Source organism: Pseudomonas sp. B10(2017), assembly GCF_002113295.1.
GTDB classification, from domain to species: Bacteria; Pseudomonadota; Gammaproteobacteria; order Pseudomonadales; family Pseudomonadaceae; genus Aquipseudomonas; species Aquipseudomonas pudica.
Map to the genome: position 1 here is coordinate 279,255 of NZ_NEJU01000004.1, position 25,124 is coordinate 304,378.

Here is a 25,124-nt window from a genome sequence, read left to right on the forward strand (position 1 = left end):
TCATCACTCGTCGAGGAAGGAGCGCAGATGCTCGCTGCGAGTCGGGTGGCGCAGTTTGCGCAACGCCTTCGCTTCGATCTGACGGATCCGCTCACGGGTCACGTCGAACTGCTTGCCCACCTCTTCGAGGGTGTGGTCGGTGTTCATGTCGATACCGAATCGCATGCGCAGCACCTTGGCTTCGCGTGCGGTCAGACCCGATAGCACATCACGGGTGGCTTCCTTGAGGCTTTCGACCGTGGCCACGTCGATCGGGGACTGCATGGTCGAGTCCTCGATGAAGTCGCCCAGGTGCGAATCTTCGTCGTCACCGATCGGGGTTTCCATGGAGATCGGCTCTTTGGCGATCTTCAGTACCTTGCGGATCTTGTCCTCAGGCATTTCCATGCGCTCGCCCAGCTCTTCCGGGGTCGGTTCGCGACCCATTTCCTGCAGCATCTGGCGGGAAATACGGTTGAGCTTGTTGATCGTCTCGATCATGTGCACCGGAATACGGATGGTGCGCGCCTGGTCGGCGATCGAACGGGTGATCGCCTGGCGGATCCACCACGTGGCGTAGGTCGAGAACTTGTAACCGCGACGGTATTCGAACTTGTCCACCGCTTTCATCAAGCCGATGTTGCCTTCCTGGATCAGGTCGAGGAACTGCAGGCCACGGTTGGTGTACTTCTTGGCGATGGAGATAACCAGACGCAGGTTCGCCTCGACCATTTCTTTCTTGGCGCGGCGGGCCTTGGCTTCACCGATCGACATGCGACGGTTGATTTCCTTGATCTCGGCAACGGTCAGGCCGGTTTCGGTCTCAAGGTCGATCAGCTTCTGCTGGCAAGCGACGATGGCAGCGTCCTTTTCACCCAGGGCGGCAGCCCACTTGGTGTTGCGCTTGGCCAGGTCACCGCTCCAGGTCTGGTCGGTTTCGTTACTCGGGAACATGCGCAGGAAGTCGGCACGCGGCATGCGGGCGTCACGCACGCACAGCTGCATGATGGCGCGTTCCTGCTGGCGCAGGCGGTTCAAGGCGTCACGAACACGCTCTACCAGTACCTCGAACTGCTTCGGTACCAGCTTGATCGGCATGAACAGGTCGGCCAGAGCCTGCAGGGCTTCGATGCTTTCCTTGTGGGCGCGACCGTTCTTCTTCAGGACCTTATTGGTGGCCTGGAGCTGGTCGTTGACCGCACCGAAACGCTGGCGAGCGACTTCCGGGTCCGGGCCGCTCTCGGCCTCTTCCTCGTCGTCACCACTTTCGGATTCTTCCTCGTCGTCGTCGGTCTCTTCCTTCGCGGCGGCGGCCTTGGTGCCCGGGATCGGCACTTCTTCGGTCGGCGCGGCGATATTGTCGTCAGGGTCGATGTAACCGCTGAGAACGTCCGACAGACGGCCACCTTCGCTGGTGACGCGGTCATATTCGCCGAGAATGTAGTCGACAGTGCCCGGGAAGTGAGCGATGGCGCCCATGACTTCACGGATGCCTTCCTCGATACGCTTGGCGATTTCGATCTCGCCTTCGCGGGTCAGCAGCTCGACGGTACCCATTTCGCGCATGTACATGCGCACCGGGTCGGTCGTGCGGCCGATATCGGTTTCAACTGCCGCCAACGCAGCAGCGGCTTCTTCGGCCGCGGCTTCGTCGGTGTCGGCTTCCGCCAACAGAAGGGCATCCGCATCCGGAGCACTCTCGAATACGTTGATCCCCATGTCGTTGATCATGCGGATGATGTCTTCCACCTGTTCCGGATCTGAAATATCCTCAGGCAGGTGGTCGTTGACCTCCGCGTAAGTCAGGTAGCCCTGCTCACGACCGCGGGTGATCAACTCTTTGATACGAGACTGCTGTTGCGCTTTTCCGGACATAACACCCTATCCACTGAAGGTCTTGGCGGGCAAAAAACAAGCCGAGGATTATACCCGAGCATGGGCCTCACGCGCCAGATGAGGTCGGCGTTTGTGCGGGAACATTCCGGCTCAGCAGGGCGAGGAGCTGGGTTTTTTCCTCGCTGGTCAATTCGCTTTGACGTGATTTCCTGAGCAGTTGTTCCAGGCTGCGCTCGCGTTGGCGGGCGGACAAGCTAGTTATAGTGTCGAAAAACTGTTGTTCAAGGTTGTCGGCCACGATCAGCCATTCCTTTTCCGCCAAGGCCCGCAGCAGGCGCCCTTGTTCGGTGCCGTGCCAACGTGCGATCAACTGCATTGAGCTTAGCCCAGGATTTTTCTGCGCGGCTTCGATCAGTGCCACCAGCAGCTGGCTGTACAGGTGTTCTTCGTCGGCGAAGTGGCTGGCATCTTCCACCTTGCCGGCCAGCAGCGGGTGGTGCAGCAGCGTGCGCAGGGCGGCCAGGGTGGGTGGCTCGACCGGGGCCGGTACCCGTGGTGGCGCTTCGTCACGTTGCTGCCATGGCTTGCCACCCTTGCGGTTCTTGTCCCAGGGTTTGTCGCTCCACTGCTTCTTGCCAGTGGCCTTGTTCGGCTTCCACTCCTGTTCCTGATGAACGGGGGCGAAGTCGTGCTGCGGCATGTCGCCGTAGTCGGGGGTGTAGCTGGCCATGGCGTCGTAATCGTAGCCAGGGTCGTAGCCCGGCACGCTGCTGGCGGCCGGGGCGTGTTGCGCCAGTTGCTCGACTTGCTGCGGGTCGAGGCCGGTGATTTCCTTCAGGCGGTTGCGCATCAGTTGGCGCAGGTTGGCGCCGGGAATCTTTTCGATCAGTGGTGCGGCCAGGGTCGCCATGTGCGCCTTGCCTTCCAGCGAGCGTGGGTCGGCTTCGACGCCTAGTTGCTCGAAGAAGTAATCGGCCAGCGGCTGGGCGTGCTGGTTGATGCGGGCCATGAATGCATCGGTGCCTTCGGCGCGTACCAGGCTGTCCGGGTCTTCGCCTTCGGGCAGGAACAGGAAGCGCGCGCGGCGGCCGTCCTGCAGGTTCGACAGGGTTGATTCCAGGGCGCGCCAGGCGGCCTTGCGCCCGGCCTGGTCGCCATCGAAGCAGAACAGCACGCTGGGTACCACGCGGAACAGGCGCTTGAGGTGTTCTTCGCTGGTGGCGGTGCCGAGCGTGGCCACGGCGTTGCGCAGGCCCTGCTGGGCCAGGGCAATGACGTCCATGTAGCCCTCGACGACGATGATTTCGTCAAGGTTGCGGTTGTGCTTGCGTGCCTCGTACAGACCGTACAGTTCCTGGCCCTTGTGGAACACCGGCGTTTCCGGGGAGTTCAAGTACTTGGGCTTGTCGTCGCCGAGCACCCGGCCACCGAAGGCGATGATGCGCCCGCGGCTGTCGCGGATCGGGAACATCACCCGGTCGCGGAAGCGGTCGTAGCGCTTGCCGCTTTCGGCGTTCTCGATCAGCAGGCCGGCATCGATCATCACCTTCTGCTGCAGGGTATCGGCACCCAGGTGTTTGAGCAGGTTGTCCCAGCCTGGCGGGGCGAAGCCCAGGCCAAAGTCACGGGCGATTTCCCCGGACAGGCCACGGCCCTTGAGGTAGTCCACCGCCGCCTTGCGGGTCGGGTGGCTGCGCAGGGCTTGGCGATAGAACTCGGAGGCCGCTTCCAGCAGCGGGTACAGCGGCGAGTCGGTTGGCTGGCGTGGCTTGTGGTCGCGGCGGCCTTGCTCGCGGGGCACTTCCATGCCGGCGGCGCGGGCCAGCTCCTCGACGGCCTGGGGGAAGTCCAGGTTGTCGTGGTCCATGACGAAGCCCAGGGCGTTGCCGCCGGCACCGCAGCCGAAGCAGTAGTAGAACTGCTTGTCGGGGCTGACCGTGAAGGAAGGGGTCTTCTCCTTGTGGAACGGGCAGCAGGCGGAATAGTTCTTGCCGGTTTTTTTCAGCTGGACGCGCGAACTCACCACGTCGACAATGTCGAGGCGGTTGATAAGGTCGTCAATGAAACTCTGGGGAATCAGCCCGGCCATGGCAGTCTCGTCATCTGGCAGCTGGCAAGTCTAATCGCTCACGCGCCGAATGGGGCGAGTGCCGCTTGGGAAAGTGCGAGGGAATGTGTGCTCGTCGCCAGCCCCTGAGGGCCCGTCAGTCGGACGTGCACGTTCTGGTCATACAGCAAGGGGGACCAGCTCTGACGTTTCAGGCAGGTTGCCCATGTGCAGTTCGCATGAAGCTTGTGCAGGGCCTTGAGCTAGCTGCTCAAGTTTGAATCGACCACTGCCATCGCCCGGCGGTTAGCCGGGCAGGCAGAAGCTTTGCGTAGAACGTCTGTATTAGTACAGACGAACGGCGCGGCGCTGTTCGCGCTGAACTTTCTTGGCGTGACGCTTAACAGCAGCAGCTGCTTTGCGCTTACGCTCGGCGGTCGGCTTCTCGTAAAACTCGCGGCTACGAACTTCAGCCAGTACACCGGCTTTTTCGCAGGAGCGCTTGAAACGACGCAGAGCTACGTCGAAGGGTTCGTTCTCTTTAACTTTGACGGCTGGCATCCAGGGCTACCTTAATTCATTACCGGGGTAGACGTGCTCCTGGCAAAACAAAGGTGTGCTGGAGAACGTCGGTTTTCAAGGGTTGCGGATGTTAACCCTTAGCAAGCCGGAATGCAAAGCCTCTGATCGAAAACCGCTGGTCGGCATCCGACACGGGGACTATCATGCGCGGCTTCGAATTCAGCCCCCACAAGGGACGAACCCATGCTAGTACTGGGATTGGAAACATCCTGCGACGAAACTGGCGTCGCATTATACGACAGCGAACGCGGTTTGTTGGCCGACGCGCTGTTCAGCCAGATCGACCTGCACCGCGTGTTCGGCGGCGTGGTGCCAGAGCTTGCCTCGCGTGACCACGTCAAGCGCATGCTGCCACTCATCCGCCAAGTGCTTGACGAGGCCGGTTGCGTGGCTACCGAGATCGATGCCATCGCCTATACCGCGGGCCCAGGCCTGGTAGGGGCCCTGCTGGTGGGGGCCTCCTGCGCCCAGGCGCTGGCCTTTGCCTGGGACATCCCGGCAATTGGCGTACACCACATGGAAGGCCACCTGCTGGCCCCCATGCTGGAAGAAAACCCACCGGAGTTTCCGTTCGTCGCTTTGTTGGTTTCCGGCGGTCACACCCAGCTGGTGCGGGTTGATGGCATCGGCCAGTACGAACTGCTGGGCGAGAGCCTGGACGACGCCGCCGGCGAAGCGTTCGACAAGACCGCCAAGCTGATCGGCCTGAACTACCCCGGTGGCCCGGAAATCGCCCGCCTGGCCGAGCGCGGCGTGCCTGGCCGCTTCGTGTTCCCGCGGCCGATGACCGATCGCCCGGGGCTGGAGTTCAGCTTCAGCGGCCTGAAAACCTTTGCCCTGAACACCTGGCAGCAGTGCCGCGATGCCGGCGACGACAGTGAGCAAACCCGTTGCGACCTGTCCCTGGCATTCCAGCAGGCGGTGGTGGAGACTCTGACCATCAAGTGCAAGCGGGCGTTGAAGCAGACTGGCCTCAAGCGCCTGGTCATTGCCGGTGGCGTCAGCGCCAACAAGGCCCTGCGTGCGTCCCTCGAAGACATGCTCGGCAGCATCAAGGGCAACGTGTACTACGCGCGCCCGCAGTTCTGTACCGACAACGGCGCGATGATCGCCTATGCCGGCTGCCAGCGGTTGTTGGCCGGGCAAAAGCAGGACCTGGCGATCAGCGTGCAGGCACGCTGGCCGATGGAGCAGTTGCCGCCGGTTTAAGCGTTAGAAGTGCCGTTCGCGGCCGGCGAACAGGTCGCGCAGGTTGCTGCGGTGACGCCATACGATCATCGCCGTCAGCACGGTGATCGGCAGCAGGGTCTCTGGCTCGCGCCAGGCCAGCAATGGCAAGGTCAGCGGTGTGGCGATCAGCGCCGCCAGCGAGCTGGTGCGGGTGAGGTAGAAGGTCAGCAGCCAGGCGCCGATGGCCAGTAGCGCGGCCGGGAAGTACAAGGCCATGAGCATGCCGGCGGCGGTTGCCACGCCCTTGCCGCCCTGGAAGCGGAAGTACAGCGGGAACAGGTGGCCCAGCACTGCGCACACGCCTACCCAGGCCTGTGCGTGCAGGTCCAGCCCGGCACCGCGGGCAAGCAATACCGGCAACAGGCCCTTGCACAGGTCGCCAAGCAGGGTCAGGATCGCCAGCTTGCGGCCTGCCAGGCGTAGCATGTTGGTGGCGCCGGCATTGCCTGAACCGCTGGAACGCGGGTCCGGGCTGCCCGTGAGGCGGCTTAGGACGATGGCGAAGGACAGCGAGCCGAGCAGGTAGGCGAGCAACGCCAGTAACCAAAACATGCTAACTATTCCGGGCGAGGACGCCCTGATTCTAACGGCGCCAGTCGCCCTTGTCGTGCTGTGGAGAGAAGTGCTTGGACAGAGTGTTCATCGAAGGCCTGGAAGTCGATACCGTCATCGGTGCCTATGACTGGGAGCGGGATATTCGCCAGTGCTTGCGCCTGGACCTGAGCTTCGCCTGGGACAACCGCCCGGCTGCGGCCGGTGACGACCTGAACCTGGCGCTGGACTATGCCAGTGTGTCGGCGCGCATCCAGGCGTTTGCCGAACAGGCCCGTTTCGAGTTGGTGGAAACCTTCGCCGAGCGCCTGGTGGCGACGTTGATGGAAGAGTTCCACATTCCGTGGGTGCGGTTGAAACTGACCAAGCCGGGTGCGGTGCCGGCGGCCCGTGGTGGTGTTGGCGTGGAGATCGAGCGCGGATGTCTCTGAGCACGGTTTACCTGGGCCTTGGCAGCAATATCGACCGCGAGGTGCATTTGTGCGCCGGGCTCGATGCGTTGGCAGGCATCCTGACCGACATGCGCTGTTCGCCGGCGTTCGAAAGCCAGGCGGTGGGAATCAAGAGTGGGCCGTTCATCAACTTCGTGGTGACCGGGCAGACTGAGTTGCCATTGATCGAACTGGACCGCCGGCTGAAGTTCATCGAGGCCGATAATGGCCGCTATGCCCCGGACCGCAAGGGCCTGCCGCTGGATATCGACGTGCTGATGTATGACGGCCTCCACGGCACGTTCGATGGGTTGGTGTTGCCTCGGGCCGAGATCCTGAAGAACGCCTTTGTGCTTTGGCCGCTGTCGCTGCTGGCGCCGGAGCTGGTGCATCCGGGGGTAGGCAAGACAATGGCGCAGTTGTGGCAGGAGGCGCGGATCGAGCAGGTGTTGGCTCCGGTTGCCTTTGATTGGCGTGGGTTGCAGCTGACTCCCGCGTAAGCCTGTACCGGCCCTTTCGCGGCTAAAGCCGCTCCCACAGGGATCGCACAACATTGGGCATCATGCGATCCATGCAGGAAAAGTTGAATTCTTCGCGGGCATGTCCGCTCAGGCTCACGCAGTCCCTGTGGGAGTGGTTTCAGCCGCGAAGGGGCGGGTATCTTCAACCGAGCTTGTAAGCCTCGAGCGCTTTCAGCCGCTCACCTTTGAGCGCCTCTCCCAGGGCCTGGCCGGTCAGCCCTGTCAGCACCAACGGTTTCACATCCACCGCCCGCGCCGCCGCCGCAGCCCCTCGCAGGTAGTCGGCCTGTGGATAACCCGCTTTGCCCTCGCCCAGCGCTGTCATCTCGCAAGCGATCAGGAAGTCTTCGAACCGCTGTGGCCGCCGGTACACATCGAACTTCTGCAACAGCTCCAGGAGTGCCGTGGCAGGCAGCTCCTGCGCCTGGTTGCCCAGCTTCAGGCACTCACCCGTCAGCAGCGCCAGCTCCTGGCACTCCCGCGGCGCCTTCAGGCGCTGGTTGACGGCTTTGATAGCGGCCGGTGTCAGCGACTGCAGCAGGCAGGCCCAGCGTACCTGCAGGGTCTGTTCGTGCATGGCCGCCTGTTCCAGCGCCGCCAGGGCCTTGGGGGTGTCATCAAACTCTGGCAGCAGCTCCCGCAGTGCCCCACAAGCATGCAGCACCTGGAAGAACACCTGCGGCTGCGCCTCCATCAGCGCCCGCTCGATTTCCTTCCAACAGCGCTCGGCGGTCAGCGCCTGCAGTTCGCCAGAAGCACTGATCTGGCGCATCAGTTCAAGTGTCTCATCGGCAACCCGAAAACCCAGCGGCGCGTAACGGGCAGCAAAGCGCGCAACACGCAGCACGCGCAATGGATCTTCGGCGAATGCCGGCGAAACATGGCGCAAAAGGCGCTGATCGAGATCGTCCTGGCCATGATAGGGGTCGTACACCGTACCCATCTCGTCCTCGGCCATCGCATTGATGGTCAGGTCACGGCGGATCAGGTCTTCCTCCAGGGTCACATCGGGGCTGGCGTGGAAGGTAAATCCGCCATAGCCGCGCCCGCTCTTTCGCTCGGTGCGGGCAAGGGCATATTCCTCGCCGGTTTTCGGGTGCAGGAACACCGGGAAATCAGCGCCGACCGGGCGAAAGCCCTTGGCGTGCATTTCCTCGACCGTGGCGCCGACCACCAGCCAGTCGATATCGCTGACAGGGCGACCGAGCAGGCGGTCGCGCACGGCGCCGCCAACTTTGTAGATGTGCATGTGCAGCTCTCCATAACTGCCGACAGGATACCCTGTCGGCACTCATGGCGTGGCACTAGAGGTGGTGGATGACAGCCAGATCCATGCGGCCGTAGTCGGCGCTTTCGCCGTGCTCGCCGCGTGGTGGCATGTGATGGGTCTTCATCACCTGCTCGCCCTGAACGGTTTCCAGATGGATGTCGAAGCCCCACAGGCGGTGCAGGTGCTTGAGCACTTCATCGGTAGAATCGCCCAGCGGTTTGCGGTTGTGTTGCTGGTGACGCAAGGTCAGCGAGCGGTCGCCGCGGCGGTCGACGCTCCAGATCTGCACGTTCGGTTCACGGTTGCCCAGGTTGTACTGCGCCGCCAGCAGTTCGCGAATCGTCCTGTAGCCGGCCTCGTCGTGGATGGCAGGTACATACAGGTCGTCGCGCTGGTCGTCATCGAGGATGCTGAACAGCTTCAGATCGCGCATGACCTTCGGCGACAGGTACTGCAGAATGAAGCTCTCGTCCTTGAAGCTGCTCATGGCGAACTTGATGGTAGAAAGCCAGTCACTGCCAGCAATGTCGGGGAACCAGCGGCGATCTTCTTCGGTCGGGTTCTCGCACATGCGGCGGATGTCGGTGTACATCGCAAAGCCCAATGCGTAGGGGTTGATGCCGTTGTAATAGGGGCTGTCGAAGCCGGGCTGGAACACCACGCTGGTGTGTGACTGCAGGAACTCCATCATGAAGCCTTCGGTGATCAGCCCCTCGTCATACAGGTCGTTCATCAGTGTGTAGTGCCAGAACGTCGCCCAGCCTTCGTTCATCACTTGGGTCTGGCGCTGTGGGTAGAAATACTGTGCGATCTTGCGCACGATGCGCACCACTTCACGCTGCCAAGGTTCCAGCAGTGGGGCGTTCTTTTCGATGAAATACAGGATGTTTTCCTGCGGTTCGGCAGGGAAGCGCGCATCATCGCGCTCGTTACCCTTGTCAGCGCTTTTCGGAATGGTGCGCCACAGGTCATTGATTTGCCGCTGCAAGTGCTCCTCGCGCTCCTTCTGCCGCCGCCGCTCCTCTTCGGCGGAAATCGGATAAGGCCGCTTGTAACGGTCGACGCCGTAATTCATCAGGGCATGGCAGGAGTCGATCAGGTCTTCTACTGCATCGATGCCATGGCGCTCTTCACATTGGGCGATGTACTGCTTGGCGAACACCAGGTAGTCGATGATCGAGCTGGCGTCGGTCCAGGTGCGGAACAGATAGTTGCCCTTGAAGAAACTGTTATGGCCGTAGCAGGCATGGGCAATCACCAGTGCCTGCATGCACATGGTGTTTTCTTCCATCAGGTAGGCGATGCACGGGTCGGAGTTGATCACGATCTCGTAGGCCAAGCCCATCTGGCCACGGCTGTAGGATTTCTCCGTGCTGAGGAACTGCTTGCCGTAGGACCAGTGGTGATAACCCAGCGGCATGCCGACCGAGGCGTAGGCGTCCATCATCTGCTCGGCGGTGATCACCTCGATCTGGTTGGGGTAGGTGTCCAGGGCGTAACGCTCGGCCAGGCGGCTGATTTCCCGGTCGTAGGTCTGGATCAGTTCGAACGTCCACTCGGACCCGGTGGAAATTGGTTGGCGTCTCTGTGCTCTGGCGGTCATGTGGCTAACCTGCGCTGGAAGAGTTCACGGAAGACCGGGTAGATATCGCCGGCCGATACCAACTGCTGCTGGGCGAACGTGTCGGGGAAGGCTTCGCCGATGCGCTCGTATTCGTACCACAGCGCCTGGTGTTCACGAGGGGTGATTTCAACGTAAGTGTAGTACTGCACATGCGGCATGATCTGCTTGGCCAGGATGTCGCGGCAGATCGGCGAGTCGTCGTTCCAGTTATCGCCGTCGGAGGCTTGGGCGGCGTAGATGTTCCAGTCGCTGGCCGGGTAGCGTTCGGCCATGACCTCCTGCATCAGCTTGAGCGCGCTGGAAACGATGGTGCCGCCGGTCTCCCGCGAATAGAAGAATTCTTCCTCATCGACTTCACGGGCGCTGGTGTGGTGGCGGATGAACACCACTTCGATGCGCTCGTAGTTACGCTTGAGGAAGAGGTACAGCAGGATGAAAAAACGCTTGGCGATATCCTTGGTGGCCTGGGTCATCGAGCCAGATACGTCCATCAGGCAGAACATCACCGCCTTGGAGCTGGGGTTGGGCTGCTTGACCAGCAGGTTGTACTTGAGGTCGAAGGTGTCGAGGAAGGGCAGGCGGTTGATGCGTGCCTTCAGGCGTTCGATCTCGTGTTCGACTTCCTGGATATCGGTGAAGTTGTCTGGTTCCTCGACCTTCAGGCGGGCGAGTTCCTTCTGCGCCTCGCGCAGCAGTGCGCGGCTGCTGCCGGTCAGGGCGATGCGCCTGGCATGGGCTGAACGCAGGGTGCGCACGATGTTGATGCGTGACGGGTTGCCTTCGTTGGCGATACCGGCGCGCACGGTCTTGAAGGTATCGGCCCCGGTCAGGTGACGTTTGACCAGGTTGGGCAGTTCGAGGTCCTCGAACATGAACTCCAGGAATTCTTCCTGGGTAATCTGGAAGACGAAGTCGTCCATGCCCTCGCCGGAGTTGCCGGCCTTGCCACGGCCGCTGCCACCGCCTCCGCCGCCTTGCGGCCTGGGGATGTGTTCACCGGCGGTGAACTCCTTGTTGCCTGGGTGCACGATGGTCTGTTTGCCCCCGCGACCATGGTGCAGCACCGGTTCGTCGATATCGCGCCCCGGAATGCTGATCTGCTCGCCATGTTCCATGTCCATGATGGAACGGCGGCTTACCGCCTCTTCGACGGCCTTCTTGATATGTTCGCGGTACCGCCGCAGGAAGCGCTGGCGGTTGACCGTGCTCTTGTTCTTGCCGTTCAGGCGTCGATCTATAACGTAGCTCATGGCCCCTCCGGTAGCTGGGAACAGCTGCACGCTTCAAGCTACGAGCTGCTGCACGTAATGGCAGCAAAGCAGCTTCCGCCGCCCAAGGCTGGCAGCAGCCTTGGGCGTGCGGTGGGTAGCTTGTCGCTTTATTGCGATTTCCTGACCCGCAGGTACCATTCCGACAGCAGACGAACCTGTTTGTCGGTGTAACCACGCTCCACCATACGCGTGACGAAGTCGTTGTGTTTCTGTTGGTCCTCCTTGCTTGCCTTGGCGTTGAAGCTGATGACCGGTAGCAGGTCTTCGGTGTTGGAGAACATTTTCTTCTCGATCACCACCCGCAGCTTTTCGTAGCTCAGCCAGCTCGGATTCTTGCCGTTGTTGTTGGCACGGGCGCGCAATACGAAGTTGACGATTTCGTTGCGGAAATCTTTCGGGTTGCTGATGCCGGCCGGCTTCTCGATCTTCTCCAGTTCTTCATTGAGGGCGATACGGTTGAGGATTTCGCCGGTTTCCGGATCGCGGTATTCCTGGTCCTGGATCCAGAAGTCTGCGTACAGCACGTAGCGGTCGAAGATGTTCTGGCCGTATTCGCTGTAGGACTCGAGGTAGGCAGTCTGGATTTCCTTGCCGATGAACTCGATGTAGCGCGGGGCCAGGTACTCCTTCAGGTAGCGCAGGTAGCGTTCCCGCACTTCGGCCGGGAACTGTTCCTGCTCGATCTGCTGCTCCAGCACATACAGCAGGTGAACCGGGTTGGCTGCCACTTCATGTGGGTCGAAGTTGAACACCTTGGACAGGATCTTGAACGCGAAGCGGGTCGACAGGCCGTTCATGCCCTCATCGACGCCGGCGGCATCTCGGTATTCCTGGATCGACTTGGCCTTCGGATCGGTGTCCTTGAGGTTTTCCCCATCGTACACCCGCATCTTCGAATAGATGTTTGAGTTTTCCGGCTCTTTCAGGCGCGACAGTACGGTGAACTGGGCGAGCATCTTCAGCGTGTCTGGAGCACAGTGGGCCTTGGCCAGCGAGCTGTTGATCAGCAGCTTGTCGTAGATCTTGATTTCGTCGCTGACGCGCAGGCAGTACGGCACCTTGACGATGTAGATCCGGTCGATGAACGCCTCGTTGTTCTTGTTGTTGCGGAAGGTGTGCCACTCCGATTCGTTGGAGTGGGCCAGCAGAATCCCGGAGTAGGGGATGGCGCCGAGGCCTTCGGTACTGTTGTAGTTGCCCTCCTGGGTGGCGGTGAGCAGCGGGTGCAGGACCTTGATCGGTGCCTTGAACATCTCGACGAATTCCATCAGGCCCTGGTTGGCCCGGCACAGCGCGCCCGAATAGGCATAGGCATCGGCGTCGTTCTGCGGGAATTCCTCGAGTTTGCGGATATCCACCTTGCCGACCAGGGCCGAGATGTCCTGGTTGTTCTCGTCGCCGGGTTCGGTCTTGGCGATGGCGACCTGGTTGAGGATCGACGGGTACAGCTTCACCACCTTGAACTTGCTGATGTCGCCGCCGAATTCCTGCAGGCGCTTGGTAGCCCAGGGCGACATGATGGTGTTCAGGTAGCGCCGCGGGATGCCGTACTCTTCCTCGAGAATGGCCCCGTCTTCGGTGGCGTTGAACAGCCCCAGGGGCGACTCGAATACCGGCGAGCCCTTGATGGCGTAGAACGGTACCTTTTCCATCAGCTGCTTGAGTTTTTCGGCCAGCGACGATTTACCGCCGCCCACCGGGCCCAGCAGATAGAGGATCTGTTTCTTTTCCTCCAGGCCTTGGGCGGCGTGGCGGAAGTAGGACACGATCTGGTCGATGCACTCTTCCATGCCATGGAAGTCGGCAAAGGCCGGATAGCGGCGGATAACCTTGTTGGAAAAGATTCGCGACAGTCTGGAATTGGTTGAGGTGTCGATCAGCTCCGGCTCACCGATGGCCAGCAACAGCCGTTCGGCCGCCGATGCGTAGGCACTGCGATCCTCTTTGCACAGCTCGAGGTACTCCTGCAGCGAGAGTTCTTCCTGGCGCGTAGACTCGAAACGTTGTTGGAAGTGGCTAAAAATACTCATGACGTCACCTCGCTCGATACGTGGAGACGACGCCGGATCAGTCAGCTGATGCTGGCATGCAACCGGGGTTGCCGATTGCTGTATACCCCCCAGAACACCTTGTAACGCTACCGATGACCCGCACGCCGGTGTACCGGCTCTCCCCTTTTTCTGGATGGCCTGCGCTTAAGAATAGTTGGTTATCCGCAAGGTCAAGGGTGAGGGGCGGAGAAGTTGCGAACGACCGTTCGTCAGATAAGCCGCAAGCCCGCATGGGGCGCGGGCTGCAGTAAAAATGAAAAAATTATTCGTCAGCGCCCTGGGCGGTCTCGGCCGGGTAGGTGGCGCGCCACAGCTCAAAGCCGCCGTCGACGCTGTATACGTCCGAGAAGCCTTGGTTCACCAGATAGGCCGCAGCGCTCTGGCTGGAATTGCCGTGGTAGCACACCACCAGGGTTGGGGCGTCGAGGTCGGCATTGCGGATGAACTCGGCGACAGAATGGTTATCCAGATGCTTGGCGCCGGTGATGTGGCCGGCAGCGAAAGCTTGTGGGTCGCGAATATCGACGACGACCGCACCTTCTTTCTTGCGAAGCTCCAAGGCCTGCTCGGGAGGGATGCGCTTGAATTCGCTCATGGGTACTACTTCCTTCGGGTGTGGTCGTTGAGTGTAGTGGGTTGTGCCGATTGGCGCAGGGTGCCGTCGTCGGCGCAGTCACAGCGGTGGTATTCGCCGCTGTCGACGTTGTACAGAGTCATGGCGCCGCCCCACACGCAACCGGTGTCCAGGGCGATGATGCCGGGCTCGTCGACCTGCCCCTGCAGGGCGGCCCAGTGGCCGAAGATGATCTTCACGTGCCGTGAGCGGCGGCCTTTGTGCGCGTACCAGGGCTTGTAGCCTTTGGGGGCGGTATCCAGGCCTTCCTTGCTCTTGAGGTCGAGCTTGCCTTCGGCTGTGCAGAAACGCATGCGCGTGAGGTAGTTGGTGATGACCCGCAGGCGTTCGATGCCGCTGAGGTTCTTGCTCCACTTGTTCGGCTCGTTGCCGTACATGCCGTCCAGGTACAGTTTCAGGCGCTCGTCGTCGCGCAGCACTTCCTCGACCTCTGCGGCCAGGTCCAGGGCTTTGCCCAAGGTCCATTGCGGTGGAATGCCGGCGTGAACCAGGGCAATGCCACGGGGTTCGTCGTAATGCAGCAGCTTTTGCTGGCGCAGCCAGTCGAACAGCTGGTCGGCGTCCGGCGCTTCGATGATCTCGCGCAGGGTGTCGCTTTTCTTCAAGCGTTCGACGTTGTGCCAGGCGGCCAGCAGGTGCAGGTCATGGTTACCCAGCACGCACACCAGCGACTGACGGATCGAATAAAGGAAGCGCAGGGTTTCCAGTGACTCGGGGCCGCGGTTGACCAGGTCGCCGACCAGCCACAGGCGGTCGACGGCGGGGTTGAAGTTGACCCGTTCGAGCAGGCACTTGAGTGGCTGCAGGCAGCCCTGCAGGTCACCGACGGCGTAGGTAGCCATCAGTGCAGCGCCCCTGGCACCGCCAGGCGGAAGGGAGCGATCTCGGCATCGAAGCGTTTGCCGTCTTCGGCGAACATCTGGTAGCTGCCTTGCATTGTGCCCACGCGGGTGCTGATGACCGCGCCGCTGCTGTAGGTATGGCTCTGGCCCGGGTCGATATTGGGCTGCTGGCCTACCACGCCGGCGCCACGCACCTCCTCGACCTCGCCGTCACCATTGGTGATCAGCCAGTGGCGCGACAGCAGCTTGGCTTTGAGCGAGCCGTTGTTCTGCACGGTGATGGTGTAGGCGAAAGCGAAACGACTGTTTTCGGGGTCGGATTGTTCTTTCAGGTAGCGGGTCACGACGCTGACGTCGATTTGATAGCGGGGGTCGGACATGCAAGGGCCTTGGGCGAACTGACGCAATAATGCAGTCTAGGCCATTGGGAGGGGGGAGGGCCAGCGGTGAGGGGCTTGGGGATTTGTGTTGCCTGTCCCGGCCCTTTCGCGGGTAAACCCGCTCCCACAGGATCTCACCCTATTTGAAGGAGGTGATTTACCTGTGGGAGCGGGCGTGCCCGCGAAGAGGCCGGATCAGGTTGAGTCAGGCTTTGGGCTGATCGGCCAACTGGTCAGCCAGGCGCACGAAGGCGGCCAGGTCCAGCTGTTCAGGGCGCAGGCTGCCGTCCACGCCGGCAGCTTTGATGGCGGCGCTGTCGAGCAGGCCTTTCATGGTGTTGCGCAGGGTCTTGCGGCGCTGGTTGAACGCTTCGCGTACCACCTGCTCCAGCAGCTTTGCGTCCTTGGCTGGGTACGGCAGCACTTCGTGCGGCACCAGGCGGACGATGGCCGAGTCCACTTTCGGCGGCGGGTTGAAGGCGCCGGGGCCAACGTTGAACAGGTGCTCGACCCGGCAGTGGTACTGCACCATGATCGACAGACGCCCCCAGTCACCACCGCCAGGGCCGGCGGCCATGCGCTCGACCACTTCCTTCTGCAACATGAAATGCATGTCGCGGATCAGCCCGGCATGGCTGAGCAGGTGGAAGATCAGTGGGGTGGAGATGTTGTAGGGCAGGTTGCCCACCACCTTGAGGCTGCGCGGTGGCACGCCCAGCTGGTTGAAGTCGAACTTCAGGGCGTCGCCCTGGTGCAGGCGGAAATTGCTGCGGCCGGCGAACTTGTGCTGCAGGATCGGCACCAGGTCCTTGTCCAGTTCCACCACGTCCAGCTGTGCTCCGCTGCCCAGCAGGCCTTCGGTCAGGGCGCCCTGGCCGGGGCCGATTTCCAGCAGATGTTCGCCGGCCTTGGCGTTGATGGCACGCAGGATGCGGTCGATGATGCCGGCGTCGTGCAGGAAGTTCTGGCCGAAGCGCTTGCGCGCCCGGTGTTGGTATTGCTCGTTCATGGTCGGTTCTCGGCCATCTGGTAGGCGGTTTCCAGCGCGACGCGCAGGCTGCCGGTGTCGACCTTGCCGGTGCCGGCCAGGTCCAGGGCGGTGCCGTGGTCGACCGACGTGCGGATGATCGGCAGGCCCAGGGTCACGTTGACTGCAGCGCCGAAGCCTTTGTACTTGAGTACGGGCAGGCCCTGGTCGTGGTACATCGCCAGCACCGCATCGCAGTGCTCCAGATATTTGGGGGTAAACAGGGTATCGGCCGGCAGCGGTCCGCGCAGGTCCATGCCTTCGGTGCGCAGGCGGGCCAGGGTCGGCTCGATGATGTCGATTTCCTCGCGGCCCAGGTGGCCACCCTCGCCCGCGTGCGGGTTGAGGCCGCATACCAGGATGCGCGGGTTGGCAATGCCGAACTTGTCGCGCATGTCGGCATGCAGGATACGGGTTACACGCTCGACGCGCTCGGCAGTGATGGCGTCGGCAATGTCGCGCAGCGGCAGGTGCGTGGTCACCAGGGCCACGCGCAAGCCATGGGTGGCCAGCATCATCACCACTTGCGCGGTGTGGGTCAGCTCGGCAAGGAATTCGGTATGCCCGGAGAAGGCGATACCGCTTTCGTTGATCACGCCCTTGTGTACAGGGGCGGTGATCATCCCGGCGAAGTGCCCGTCCAGGCAGCCTTGCCCGGCACGGGTCAGGGTTTCCAGCACGAACGCGGCATTCGCCTTGTCGAGCTGGCCCGGTACTACCGGGGCTGCCAGGGGGGTGTCCCAGACGTACAGGCTACCCGCTGGCGCCGGCTGCTCGGGCCATAGGCCCGGCGCTACCGGCAGCAGGTTGACGGCCAGCCCCAGCTGCGTGGCCCGCTCGGCGAGCAGGTCACGGCTGGTGATGGCGATCAGGGGGTGGGGCTGGGCGTCTGCGGCGAGCAGCAGGCACAGGTCGGGGCCTATGCCGGCCGGCTCGCCGGGGGTGACGGCGAAGCGCAGGGGCTTCACTGGGCGGCCTGGTCAGCGCCAGGCAGCTTGATTTCAACGTAGGCCTCGTCGCGGATCTGGCGCAGCCAGGTCTGCAGCTCTTCGTCGTACTTGCGGTTGCGCAGTACGTTCATGGCCTGTTGCTCACGAGCCTGCTCGGTGCTGTCGGTGGCGCGACGGCCCAGCACTTCCAGGACATGCCAGCCGTACTGGGTCTTGAACGGACGGGTGACTTCGCCTTGGGCGGCGTTGGCCATCTGCTCGCGGAACTCCGGTACCAGGCTGTTCGGGTCAACCCAGTTGAGGTCGCCGCCGTTGAGCGCCGAACCCGGGTCTTCAGAGAAGCTCTTCGCCAGTTCGCCGAAGTCTTCGCCGTTCTTGATGCGCTCGTACAGGCGCTCGGCCAGTTGCTCGGTGGCAGCCTCGCTGCGGATCTCGCTAGGCTTGATCAGGATGTGGCGAACGTGCACTTCGTCACGCAGCACGTTCTCGCTGCCGCCACGCTTCTCCTCGAGCTTGAGGATGATGAAGCCATTGGGGATGCGGATAGGCTGGGTAATTTCACCAACCGGCATGCTGCTGAGCATCTTGGCGAAGTCCGGTGGCAGCTGGCCGGCTTTACGCCAGCCCATTTCGCCGCCTTCCAGGGCGTTTTCGCTGGCGGAGCGGGCAATGGCCATCTGGCCGAAGTCCGCACCCTGCTTGAGCTGCTGGTACACATCGCCAACCTGGCGCGCGGCGGCCTGGATGGCTTCAGAGTTGGCCGCTTCCGGGGTCGGGATCAGGATGTTGGCCAGGCGGTACTCTTCCGACATCTGCATCTTGCCAAGGTCGGAGTTGAGGAAGTTCTTCACCTCCTGCTCGGACACCTGGATGCGCTCGGCCACGCGGCGCTGGCGCACGCGGCTGATGATCATCTCGCGCTTGACCTGCTCGCGGGCGTCGTCGAACGACATGCCGTCACGGGCCAAAGCGGCGCGGAACTGGTCAAGCGACATGCCGTTGCGCTGGGCAATGGTGCCCATGGCCTGGTTCAGCTCTTCGTCGGTGATGCGGATGCCGGAGCGTTCGCCGATCTGCAACTGCAGGTTTTCGACGATCAGGCGCTCCAGTACCTGCTGGTCCAGCGCACCGGCAGGCGGCATGCCGCCGCCGCGCTTGGCGATGGTTTGCTGTACCTCGCGGACACGTTGGTCCAGCTGGCTTTGCATGACCACGTCGTTGTCGACGATGGCCACCACGCGATCAAGAGGTTGCACCGCGGCATGCACCGCGCCACTCAGCAATGCAACGCCCAGCAACGCCGGGCGCAGTCGATCAATAAGCTTGGTCTTCACGTTCACGGTAACCTTGAATGCCTTGGTCGAGGAAAGATTCGACCTTGTTGCCGACTACACCACCGAGGCCTTTCAGGACGATCTGAAGGAAGATGCCGTGGTCGCCTTTTTCGTTCGCCGGGAGGGCTTGGCTGAAGTCGTCGTAATCGATCCAGTAACGGTTGATCAGGCGCAGCTTCCAGCAGCAGTTGTCGTACTCGAAACCGCCCATGGCTTCCAGGGTGCGGTTGCGGTTGTAGTCATGCTGCCAGCGAGCGATGACGCTCCACTGCGGAACGATCGGCCAGATGACCGAGAAGTCATGCTGCTGGATCTTGTAGTAGTCCTTGATGTAGTTCTCGCTGCCTGGGACGCCGTAGTCGCCACCGCCCACTTTCCAGGTACCGGTCGTGGAGTCGTAGGAGATGGTGTCGTTACGGTAGCGATAACCGAGGTTGACCACTTTGTTCGGGTTGTCTTCAGGCTGGTAGTGGAACATCGCGCTGCCCGAGCGGGTGCTGCGGCTGTCCGGGTCCCAGTTGAAGTCCGAATTGAAGCGCCAGTCGCGGTTGAAGTAGTAGTTGTACACCAATGCGTATGGCGACACATCGGACTGCGAGTCGCTGCGGGTACGGTAATCGATACCAGGGAGCTGAACTTTGCGGTCCTTGAAGTAGAAGGCCTGACCGATGCTGAAGTTCTGGCGTTCGAAGCCGTTTTCTTCGATCCAGCGGGTGGTCACGCCCAGCGACAGCTTGTTCTCGTCACCGATACGGTCGGTGCCGCTGAAGCGATTGTCGCGGAATAGCGAATCGTAGCTGAACAGGGTTTCACCGGAGTCGAACAGCGGGATGTCCTTCTGGTCCTTGTATGGGACGTAGAGGTAGTACATACGCGGTTCGAGGGTTTGTTTGTAGTTGGTGCCGAACAGCGATGTTTTGCGGTCGAAGTACAGGCCGCTGTCCACGCTGAAGATCGGTACGTCGCGGTTCAGCGAGCTGTTGTAGCTGCCGTACGCCGGGTTGGCCGATTGCGCGATAGCCTGGGTTTTACCCTGGCTGTCCAAGTCCAGATCGTAGTGGGTGTATGCGTACTTCAGCTTGGGGGTCAGGAAGCCGTAACTGGCTTCCATCGGCAGGCTGATCGATGGTGCAACGTTGAAACGGTTGCCGTTGGCACGAGCGATGCCGCTGACGTTCTGGTCCAGGCGGCGACCAGGCGCACCCGCCGAAGTGTCGGGAAGGCCATCTTCGTTCAATACGAAGTCGTCTTTCAGGTCACGATCGAAACGGACTGCCTCGGTTTCGTAGGCAATATTGAGCCCACCTGGCTCGTACGGCAGCTTGCCATTGAAGGTAATCTGCGGCAGGCGATCATACGGGGTGATCTTCGAGATGGTCGCCATCTCGTAGGCATGCACATTCAACCGCGCGGTGTAGCTGTCGCCACGGTAGGTCAGTGCCCCCTGCTGGTTCAGCAGGTCCTGGGTTTCAATACCGATCTGGTCGGATTCCAGGTCCTGGAAGTAGAACGGGTCGCTGATGTCGGTGTAGTCCACCTCGGTCATCAGGCGCTCGTCCAGCCCGCCCTTGTGCTGCCAGTTGACCATCCAGCGCTGCTCTTTGTAGTCAGTCTGGTCTTTGCGGTCGTCGTTCTTGTCGTTGAGGTACGCGCCACCGAATTGGCCTTCGCTGGAAGGCGTCAGGTAGCGGAACTCGCCTTCCATCAGCAGGCCGCGCTTGGTCATGTAGCGCGGGTACAACGTGGCGTCGTAGTTCGGCGCCAGGTTGAAGTAGTACGGCGTGACCAGCATGAAGCCGGTGTCGCTGGTGCTGCTGAACGATGGCGGCAGGAAGCCGGACTGGCGACGGTCGTCGATCGGGAAGTAGATGTACGGTGTGTAGAACACCGGGAAATCCTTGACCCGCAGCGTAACGTTGGTCGCGGTACCGAAACCGGTGGCCGGGTTCAGGGTGATGTTGTTGCCCTTCAGCTGCCAGGCGTTGCTGCCCGGTTCGCAGGTGGTGTACGTACCGTCCTTGAGGCGGATGATGGCGTTCTCGCCACGCTTGGCGTACAGGGCACTGCCGCGAATGTGCGACTTGTGCATCACGTATTCGGCGTTGTCGACCTGGGCTTCGCCCGTGTCGAGCTGGATCTGTGCCTCGTCACCGACCACCAGCGAACCGTTGTCACGGATCTTGACGTTGCCCTTGAGCTCGCCACGGTTTTCGGTCTGGTAGAGGTTGGCCTCGTCGGCCTCGGCCTGCATGCTGCCCTGGCGCATCACCACGTCACCGGCGAGGGTAGCGATCTGCTGCTCCTGCTGGTACTTGGATACCTTGGCGTTGATGTAGGTCGGCGACTCGTCCTTCGGCGTGGTGTCGGCCATGCCCGGGCGGGTTGGCTCGATGTAGGCGCCACCGCAGTACGGGCCGGTTTCGGCCAGCTGTGCGGCAGTGAGCTTTTCACGCGGAACCCAGTCCAGGTGGCTGTAGTCTTCGCTACGCGACTTCAGGCCACGGCCCTTGGCCTCGGTGACCAGCATCGGCCGGTCCGCGGTTTCGCCTTCGCTCGCGGCTTCGGTGCCGGTGCTGACGGCAGCACCCTCGTGCACCGGGCGCGGTGGCAGGTTGTTGGCTGGGGTCTTGGGCTTGCAGTCCCAACCACCGGAGGCGGACACTTGGCAGTCGAATTGTTCGGCTGCCACCACGTAAGACGTGGCCAGAGGTTGCAGGGCCAGCAGACCGCCGGTTACCAGCAACGGAAACTTTCTACGAAACGCGGGGGATTTCAATGCCATCTTATTAGTCCGGGCTTCCTGCGTGCCATCTGCCCGCGTGTGGGGCCGCACGCCTCTCGATGGTCTGAAAAAGATGCTGGATAATAAAGCATGACCCGCTTGACGGCTAGGGCCGTCGGAGACCCTTGTAATGCCTGAACACGATGTACGCCTGCAACAACTGACGGTCTGGCTCGATGAGCAGCTCAATGATCTTTTCCGGAAAAACGCCTGGGGCGATGTGCCCGCAGGCAGCCTGACCGCGGCCAGCAGCGACGCCAGCTTCCGTCGTTACTTCCGCTGGCAGGGCGCTGGTCACAGCTTCGTGATCATGGATGCACCACCGCCCCAGGAGAACTGCCGACCGTTCGTCGCCATCGACCACCTGCTTGCCAGCGCCGGCGTACACGTGCCGCTGATCCATGCCCAGGACCTGGAGCGTGGCTTCCTGCTGCTGGGTGACCTGGGCCACCAGACATACCTTGATATCATTGATGCGGACAACGCCGACGGCCTGTTCGCCGATGCCATCGACGCGCTGCTGGCGTTCCAGCGCCTGCCGATGGATGCGCCGTTGCCCAGCTACGACGACGCACTGCTGCGCCGTGAAGTAGAACTGTTCCCGGAGTGGTACGTGGGCCGTGAGCTTGGCCTGGCCTTCAGCGATGCCCAGAAAACCATCTGGCAGCGTATCAGCCAGCTGCTGATCGACAGCGCGCTGGCCCAGCCCAAGGTGCTGGTGCACCGCGACTACATGCCGCGCAACCTGATGCAGAGCACGCCCAATCCCGGCGTGCTGGACTTCCAGGATGCCGTATACGGTCCGGTCACCTACGACATCACCTGCCTGTTCAAGGACGCCTTCCTCAGCTGGCCGCAGGCGCGGGTCGAAGGGTGGCTGCGCGACTACTGGCAGAAGGCGCAGGCTGCCGGCATCCCGGTGCAGGCCGAGTTCGAGGCATTCCAGCGTGCCAGCGACCTGATGGGTGTGCAGCGCCACCTGAAGGTAATCGGCATCTTCGCCCGAATCTGCCACCGCGACGGCAAGCCTCGTTACCTGGGCGACGTGCCGCGCTTCTTCGCCTATATAGAAGAAGTGATCAGCCGCCGACCCGAATTGGCGGAGTTGGGCGAGCTGATTGCCGAGTTGCAGGCCGGAGCGCGTGCATGAAGGCAATGATCCTGGCAGCGGGCAAAGGCGAGCGCATGCGCCCGCTGACCCTGCACACCCCCAAACCGCTGGTCCCGGTCGCCGGCCAGCCACTGATCGAATACCACCTGCGGGCCCTGGCTGCGGCGGGCGTCACCGAGGTGGTGATCAACCATGCCTGGCTCGGCCAGCAGATCGAGGACCACCTGGGTGACGGCAGCCGTTTCGGCCTGAGCATCCGCTATTCGCCCGAAGGCGAGCCGCTGGAAACCGGCGGTGGTATCTACAAAGCCCTGCCATTGCTGGGTGACGCGCCGTTCTTGCTGGTAAACGGCGATGTCTGGACCGACTACGACTTCGCGCGCCTGCAGGCTCCCCTGCAAGGCCTGGCCCACCTGGTGCTGGTCGATAACCCTGGCCATCACGGCCGCGGCGACTTCCGCCTGGTGGGCGAGCGGGTGGTCGATGGTGACGATGCGCCTGGCACGCTGACTTTCAGCGGCCTTTCGGTGCTGCACCCGGCGCTGTTCGCAGGCTGCCAGCCTGGCGCCTTCAAGCTGGCGCCGTTGCTTCGCCAGGCCATGGCTGCCGGCCAGGTCAGTGGCGAGCACTACCGTGGGCACTGGGTGGATGTCGGCACGCTCGAACGCTTGGCCGAGGCCGAGCGCCTGATTGGCGAGCGCGCCTGACATGTGGTGGCCAAGCACGGTGATTGGTGCCGGTGCCGGCTTTGCCGTTGCCAGCATCCCCGGGGCCTTGCTCGGCGCGTTGCTCGGCCAGGCCATGGACCGCCGCCTGCGTTTGCAAGGTTGGGAGGACATGCGCGAACGCCTGGGGGGGCGCCCAGCCTTGCAGGACGACGAGTTGCTGTTCGTGATGCTCGGGCGCCTGGCCAAGTGCGATGGCCGGGTGGTCGAACAGCATATCCAGCAGGCGCGCCAGGAGATGGTGCGTCTGGACCTGGCCGAAGCGGCCCGACTGCGCGCGATTGCCGCGTTCAACCGTGGCAAGGCGGGCAAGGACCGGCTGGGTGGGCACCTGCGCCGCATTCGCCAGCAGCCGCATGCGGCCGAAGGCACCCTGCGTGCCTGTTGGCGCATGGTCTGGGCCGACGGCAAGATGGGCAACAAGGAGCGTGAGCTGCTGCTGGACTGGGGGCAGAAACTGGGCCTGAGCCGGCGGCAGGTGCAGGCCATGTCGCTGGAGTACGAACCACGCAAGGCGGCGGGGCCGGAAGGGATCGCCATGACCTACGCGGCGGCATTGCGCTTGCTGGCGGTCGAGGCGGATACCGATGGCGACAAGGTCAAGCAGGCGTATCGTCGGCTGGTCAGTCGGCACCACCCGGACAAGCTGGCGGGCACTGGTGCCAGTGAGGCGCAGGTGCGTGAAGCGACCGAGCGTACCCGGGAGTTGCATCAGGCCTATGCAATGATCCGTAAGCGGCGGGGCCTTTGATGGCCCTGTCGCCGGCAAGCCAGCTCCCACTGGTATTGCACTGACCCTTAACTCTGTGGGGTACCTGTGGGAGCCGGCTTGCCGGCGATGGGCCATTATGGCGAACCTTACCCCTGCGGGTTCATCCACCCCCGCACTCGGCGGAACAGTTGCTCCTGCTCGGCCACCTTGTTCCCCGGCATGGCAATCAGCGACAACTGCCGATACTGGCTGTCCTTCTGCCGCTTGCTGGCCTGCAGGCGCTGCGCGGCTGCATTGCGGTCACCACTGCGGGTGACGTAGTAGATGTCGGCAGTCGGCACTTTCAAGGTTGGCGCCAGGCTTTCCAGGTCATGCTCTACCCGCGCCGGTGTCTGAGCGGCAACCATCACCAGTTTCTGCACCTGCGGTGGCTGTTTCTCGCTCAGGTAGCGGGCCGCCCAATACGCACCGCTGCCATGGCCGATCAGCACGATGCTGCGGGCGTTGTGCTGCTGGGCAAAGGCCACCGCAGCATCAAGGCGGGCGAAAATGCGCTCGGCATCGGCCGGGTCTGTTTGCTCGCTGGCCTGTTTGGCGTCGGTGCTTTCCGCGGTGTCGGCATCTGCTGCGGTAGCCTGGGCGACGTTGGCATTGGCATCGTCCGGCACGTCCTTGGCCGGGGCGCTTTCGCCCTTTTCTGGCTGCGGCTCGGCAGCCGGCTTGGCCTCGACCCGCGCCTGTGGGCTGTCGGCGAGCAGATCGGGCAGGCTGATGCTAAGGCTGTGCCAGCCGATATCGGGGAACTTCTGCCGCAGCGGGCCGACCGCATTCGGCCAGTCAGCCGTTTCGCCAGCCCCCGGGACGATGATGACCGCTCCCTCCGGGTCGCTGTCGTTGGCTGGTTTCCACAGGGCCAGGAAGCTGTCGGCACCAGCCTGCAGGGTCTGCTGTTCGGCCTTGGGTACCAGCCGTTCGAGCGCCTGGGCGTCCTCCTGGCTGCGTTCCAGCAGCGGCGGGCGAGGGGCTTGGGCAGCGGGTGCTTCGGTAGTGGATGGTTTTTCGGCATCGGCGGCCAGGGCGCCGAGTGGAAGGAGCGAGGCTAGGCAGCACATTGCCAGCGTCGTGCGATAAAGTGTGGACATGAGTCAACCCAGGGCCAGAATGATACCGGCAGCCTAATAGTATTTGCCCGTGACGGCCATGCTGCATGGCCGCCTTGCCAAGACGAGCGTG

Annotated in this window: 22 protein-coding genes; 6 read left to right on the forward strand and 16 right to left on the reverse strand. The window is 62.4% G+C overall.

The annotated features are described in order from the left end of the window. Positions 1-3 precede the first annotated feature (3 nt). The 3 genes from rpoD to rpsU form a co-directional block, all read right to left on the reverse strand. The gene (rpoD, locus tag CAF92_RS07875; RefSeq protein WP_085600100.1) at positions 4-1,854 is read right to left on the reverse strand and encodes an RNA polymerase sigma factor RpoD; all 1,851 of its coding nucleotides are present in this window, start codon (positions 1,852-1,854) and stop codon (positions 4-6) included. A 67-nt stretch (positions 1,855-1,921) separates the two neighbouring features. Next, positions 1,922-3,904 carry a DNA primase gene (gene dnaG / locus CAF92_RS07880; RefSeq protein ID WP_046614425.1) on the reverse strand — a complete coding sequence of 661 codons (1,983 nt, stop codon included), beginning with the start codon at positions 3,902-3,904 and terminating at the stop codon, positions 1,922-1,924. Positions 3,905-4,207: 303 nt separating this feature from the next. After that, complete coding sequence (gene rpsU, locus CAF92_RS07885) at positions 4,208-4,423, reverse strand: 30S ribosomal protein S21 (RefSeq protein WP_003255575.1); 216 nt, start codon at positions 4,421-4,423, stop codon at positions 4,208-4,210. Between the two features lie 204 nt (positions 4,424-4,627). Between rpsU and tsaD the strand changes: the two genes are divergently transcribed. Beyond that, positions 4,628-5,653 carry a tRNA (adenosine(37)-N6)-threonylcarbamoyltransferase complex transferase subunit TsaD gene (tsaD, locus tag CAF92_RS07890; RefSeq protein ID WP_025337452.1) on the forward strand — a complete coding sequence of 342 codons (1,026 nt, stop codon included), beginning with the start codon at positions 4,628-4,630 and terminating at the stop codon, positions 5,651-5,653. 3 nt (positions 5,654-5,656) lie between these two features. Here the strand turns inward: tsaD and plsY are convergent, their stop codons facing one another. Then, on the reverse strand, positions 5,657-6,226 hold the full coding sequence (plsY, locus tag CAF92_RS07895) for a glycerol-3-phosphate 1-O-acyltransferase PlsY (protein WP_085600102.1): 570 nt from the start codon (positions 6,224-6,226) through the stop codon (positions 5,657-5,659). 74 nt (positions 6,227-6,300) lie between these two features. Here plsY and folB point away from each other — a divergent pair, with 74 nt between their 5' ends. Both folB and folK read left to right on the forward strand, forming a co-directional pair. Next, complete coding sequence (gene folB / locus CAF92_RS07900; RefSeq protein WP_004375185.1) at positions 6,301-6,657, forward strand: dihydroneopterin aldolase; 357 nt, start codon at positions 6,301-6,303, stop codon at positions 6,655-6,657. Continuing rightward, positions 6,648-7,157, forward strand: coding sequence for a 2-amino-4-hydroxy-6-hydroxymethyldihydropteridine diphosphokinase (folK, locus tag CAF92_RS07905; RefSeq protein WP_085600104.1), 510 nt, complete (start codon positions 6,648-6,650; stop codon positions 7,155-7,157). The genes folB and folK overlap by 10 nt, the downstream gene beginning before the upstream one ends. A 163-nt stretch (positions 7,158-7,320) precedes the next feature. Here folK and CAF92_RS07910 read toward each other — a convergent pair whose 3' ends face one another. From CAF92_RS07910 to CAF92_RS07960, 11 genes are all read right to left on the reverse strand, one after another. Further along, a complete protein-coding gene (locus tag CAF92_RS07910) occupies positions 7,321-8,427 on the reverse strand; it encodes a multifunctional CCA addition/repair protein (RefSeq protein ID WP_085600106.1) in 1,107 nt (368 codons plus the stop codon). 55 nt (positions 8,428-8,482) lie between these two features. Next, positions 8,483-10,051, reverse strand: coding sequence for a SpoVR family protein (locus CAF92_RS07915; RefSeq protein ID WP_025337455.1), 1,569 nt, complete (start codon positions 10,049-10,051; stop codon positions 8,483-8,485). Further along, positions 10,048-11,322: a YeaH/YhbH family protein gene (locus tag CAF92_RS07920; RefSeq protein WP_046614422.1), complete on the reverse strand. Its 1,275-nt coding sequence runs from the start codon at positions 11,320-11,322 to the stop codon at positions 10,048-10,050. The genes CAF92_RS07915 and CAF92_RS07920 overlap by 4 nt, the downstream gene beginning before the upstream one ends. 128 nt (positions 11,323-11,450) lie before the next feature. Next, a complete protein-coding gene (locus CAF92_RS07925; protein WP_046614421.1) occupies positions 11,451-13,373 on the reverse strand; it encodes a PrkA family serine protein kinase in 1,923 nt (640 codons plus the stop codon). A 283-nt stretch (positions 13,374-13,656) separates the two neighbouring features. Next, on the reverse strand, positions 13,657-13,989 hold the full coding sequence (gene glpE, locus CAF92_RS07930; RefSeq protein ID WP_085600108.1) for a thiosulfate sulfurtransferase GlpE: 333 nt from the start codon (positions 13,987-13,989) through the stop codon (positions 13,657-13,659). A 5-nt stretch (positions 13,990-13,994) separates the two neighbouring features. Then, positions 13,995-14,870 (reverse strand): symmetrical bis(5'-nucleosyl)-tetraphosphatase, encoded by an 876-nt coding sequence (locus tag CAF92_RS07935; protein WP_085600110.1) that lies wholly within the window; start codon positions 14,868-14,870, stop codon positions 13,995-13,997. Beyond that, on the reverse strand, positions 14,870-15,250 hold the full coding sequence (apaG, locus tag CAF92_RS07940; protein ID WP_012270198.1) for a Co2+/Mg2+ efflux protein ApaG: 381 nt from the start codon (positions 15,248-15,250) through the stop codon (positions 14,870-14,872). The genes CAF92_RS07935 and apaG overlap by 1 nt, the downstream gene beginning before the upstream one ends. Positions 15,251-15,455: 205 nt before the next feature. Beyond that, complete coding sequence (gene rsmA, locus CAF92_RS07945) at positions 15,456-16,259, reverse strand: 16S rRNA (adenine(1518)-N(6)/adenine(1519)-N(6))-dimethyltransferase RsmA (protein WP_085600112.1); 804 nt, start codon at positions 16,257-16,259, stop codon at positions 15,456-15,458. After that, positions 16,256-17,245, reverse strand: a complete 990-nt coding sequence (gene pdxA, locus CAF92_RS07950; RefSeq protein WP_085600114.1) for a 4-hydroxythreonine-4-phosphate dehydrogenase PdxA — start codon at positions 17,243-17,245, stop codon at positions 16,256-16,258. Before pdxA ends, rsmA begins: the two co-directional genes overlap by 4 nt. Next, entirely contained in the window at positions 17,242-18,561 is a 1,320-nt protein-coding gene (locus CAF92_RS07955) for a peptidylprolyl isomerase (protein ID WP_015268722.1), read from the reverse strand. Before CAF92_RS07955 ends, pdxA begins: the two co-directional genes overlap by 4 nt. Further along, positions 18,542-21,343, reverse strand: a complete 2,802-nt coding sequence (locus CAF92_RS07960) for an LPS-assembly protein LptD (protein WP_085600116.1) — start codon at positions 21,341-21,343, stop codon at positions 18,542-18,544. The genes CAF92_RS07955 and CAF92_RS07960 overlap by 20 nt, the downstream gene beginning before the upstream one ends. 130 nt (positions 21,344-21,473) lie before the next feature. On the opposite strand from CAF92_RS07960, the gene CAF92_RS07965 reads away from it, so the two are divergent. From CAF92_RS07965 to CAF92_RS07975, 3 genes are read left to right on the forward strand one after another with little or no spacing between them, the layout of a single operon-like run. Next, on the forward strand, positions 21,474-22,493 hold the full coding sequence (locus tag CAF92_RS07965) for an aminoglycoside phosphotransferase family protein (RefSeq protein WP_085600118.1): 1,020 nt from the start codon (positions 21,474-21,476) through the stop codon (positions 22,491-22,493). Then, positions 22,490-23,161 carry an N-acetylmuramate alpha-1-phosphate uridylyltransferase MurU gene (gene murU / locus CAF92_RS07970; RefSeq protein WP_085600120.1) on the forward strand — a complete coding sequence of 224 codons (672 nt, stop codon included), beginning with the start codon at positions 22,490-22,492 and terminating at the stop codon, positions 23,159-23,161. The genes CAF92_RS07965 and murU overlap by 4 nt, the downstream gene beginning before the upstream one ends. Position 23,162: 1 nt before the next feature. Then, the gene (locus CAF92_RS07975; protein WP_046614413.1) at positions 23,163-23,930 is read left to right on the forward strand and encodes a TerB family tellurite resistance protein; all 768 of its coding nucleotides are present in this window, start codon (positions 23,163-23,165) and stop codon (positions 23,928-23,930) included. Between the two features lie 107 nt (positions 23,931-24,037). Here CAF92_RS07975 and CAF92_RS07980 read toward each other — a convergent pair whose 3' ends face one another. Further along, a complete protein-coding gene (locus CAF92_RS07980; protein ID WP_046614412.1) occupies positions 24,038-25,033 on the reverse strand; it encodes an alpha/beta hydrolase family protein in 996 nt (331 codons plus the stop codon). Between the last annotated feature and the right edge of the window lie 91 nt (positions 25,034-25,124).

Bases quoted from the DNA above. Each gene is read 5' to 3' on its own strand.
- rpsU (WP_003255575.1), bottom strand. From the start codon at position 4,423: ATGCCAGCCGTCAAAGTTAAAGAGAACGAACCCTTCGACGTAGCTCTG.
- CAF92_RS07925 (WP_046614421.1), bottom strand. From the start codon at position 13,373: ATGAGTATTTTTAGCCACTTCCAACAACGTTTCGAGTCTACGCGCCAG.
- murU (WP_085600120.1), top strand. From the start codon at position 22,490: ATGAAGGCAATGATCCTGGCAGCGGGCAAAGGCGAGCGCATGCGCCCG.
- folK (WP_085600104.1), top strand. From the start codon at position 6,648: ATGTCTCTGAGCACGGTTTACCTGGGCCTTGGCAGCAATATCGACCGC.
- CAF92_RS07935 (WP_085600110.1), bottom strand. From the start codon at position 14,870: ATGGCTACCTACGCCGTCGGTGACCTGCAGGGCTGCCTGCAGCCACTC.
- glpE (WP_085600108.1), bottom strand. From the start codon at position 13,989: ATGAGCGAATTCAAGCGCATCCCTCCCGAGCAGGCCTTGGAGCTTCGC.
- apaG (WP_012270198.1), bottom strand. From the start codon at position 15,250: ATGTCCGACCCCCGCTATCAAATCGACGTCAGCGTCGTGACCCGCTAC.
- CAF92_RS07910 (WP_085600106.1), bottom strand. From the start codon at position 8,427: ATGCACATCTACAAAGTTGGCGGCGCCGTGCGCGACCGCCTGCTCGGT.
- CAF92_RS07920 (WP_046614422.1), bottom strand. From the start codon at position 11,322: ATGAGCTACGTTATAGATCGACGCCTGAACGGCAAGAACAAGAGCACG.
- CAF92_RS07915 (WP_025337455.1), bottom strand. From the start codon at position 10,051: ATGACCGCCAGAGCACAGAGACGCCAACCAATTTCCACCGGGTCCGAG.
- dnaG (WP_046614425.1), bottom strand. From the start codon at position 3,904: ATGGCCGGGCTGATTCCCCAGAGTTTCATTGACGACCTTATCAACCGC.
- CAF92_RS07975 (WP_046614413.1), top strand. From the start codon at position 23,163: ATGTGGTGGCCAAGCACGGTGATTGGTGCCGGTGCCGGCTTTGCCGTT.
- CAF92_RS07960 (WP_085600116.1), bottom strand. From the start codon at position 21,343: ATGGCATTGAAATCCCCCGCGTTTCGTAGAAAGTTTCCGTTGCTGGTA.
- tsaD (WP_025337452.1), top strand. From the start codon at position 4,628: ATGCTAGTACTGGGATTGGAAACATCCTGCGACGAAACTGGCGTCGCA.
- rpoD (WP_085600100.1), bottom strand. From the start codon at position 1,854: ATGTCCGGAAAAGCGCAACAGCAGTCTCGTATCAAAGAGTTGATCACC.
- plsY (WP_085600102.1), bottom strand. From the start codon at position 6,226: ATGTTTTGGTTACTGGCGTTGCTCGCCTACCTGCTCGGCTCGCTGTCC.
- CAF92_RS07980 (WP_046614412.1), bottom strand. From the start codon at position 25,033: ATGTCCACACTTTATCGCACGACGCTGGCAATGTGCTGCCTAGCCTCG.
- rsmA (WP_085600112.1), bottom strand. From the start codon at position 16,259: ATGAACGAGCAATACCAACACCGGGCGCGCAAGCGCTTCGGCCAGAAC.
- CAF92_RS07965 (WP_085600118.1), top strand. From the start codon at position 21,474: ATGCCTGAACACGATGTACGCCTGCAACAACTGACGGTCTGGCTCGAT.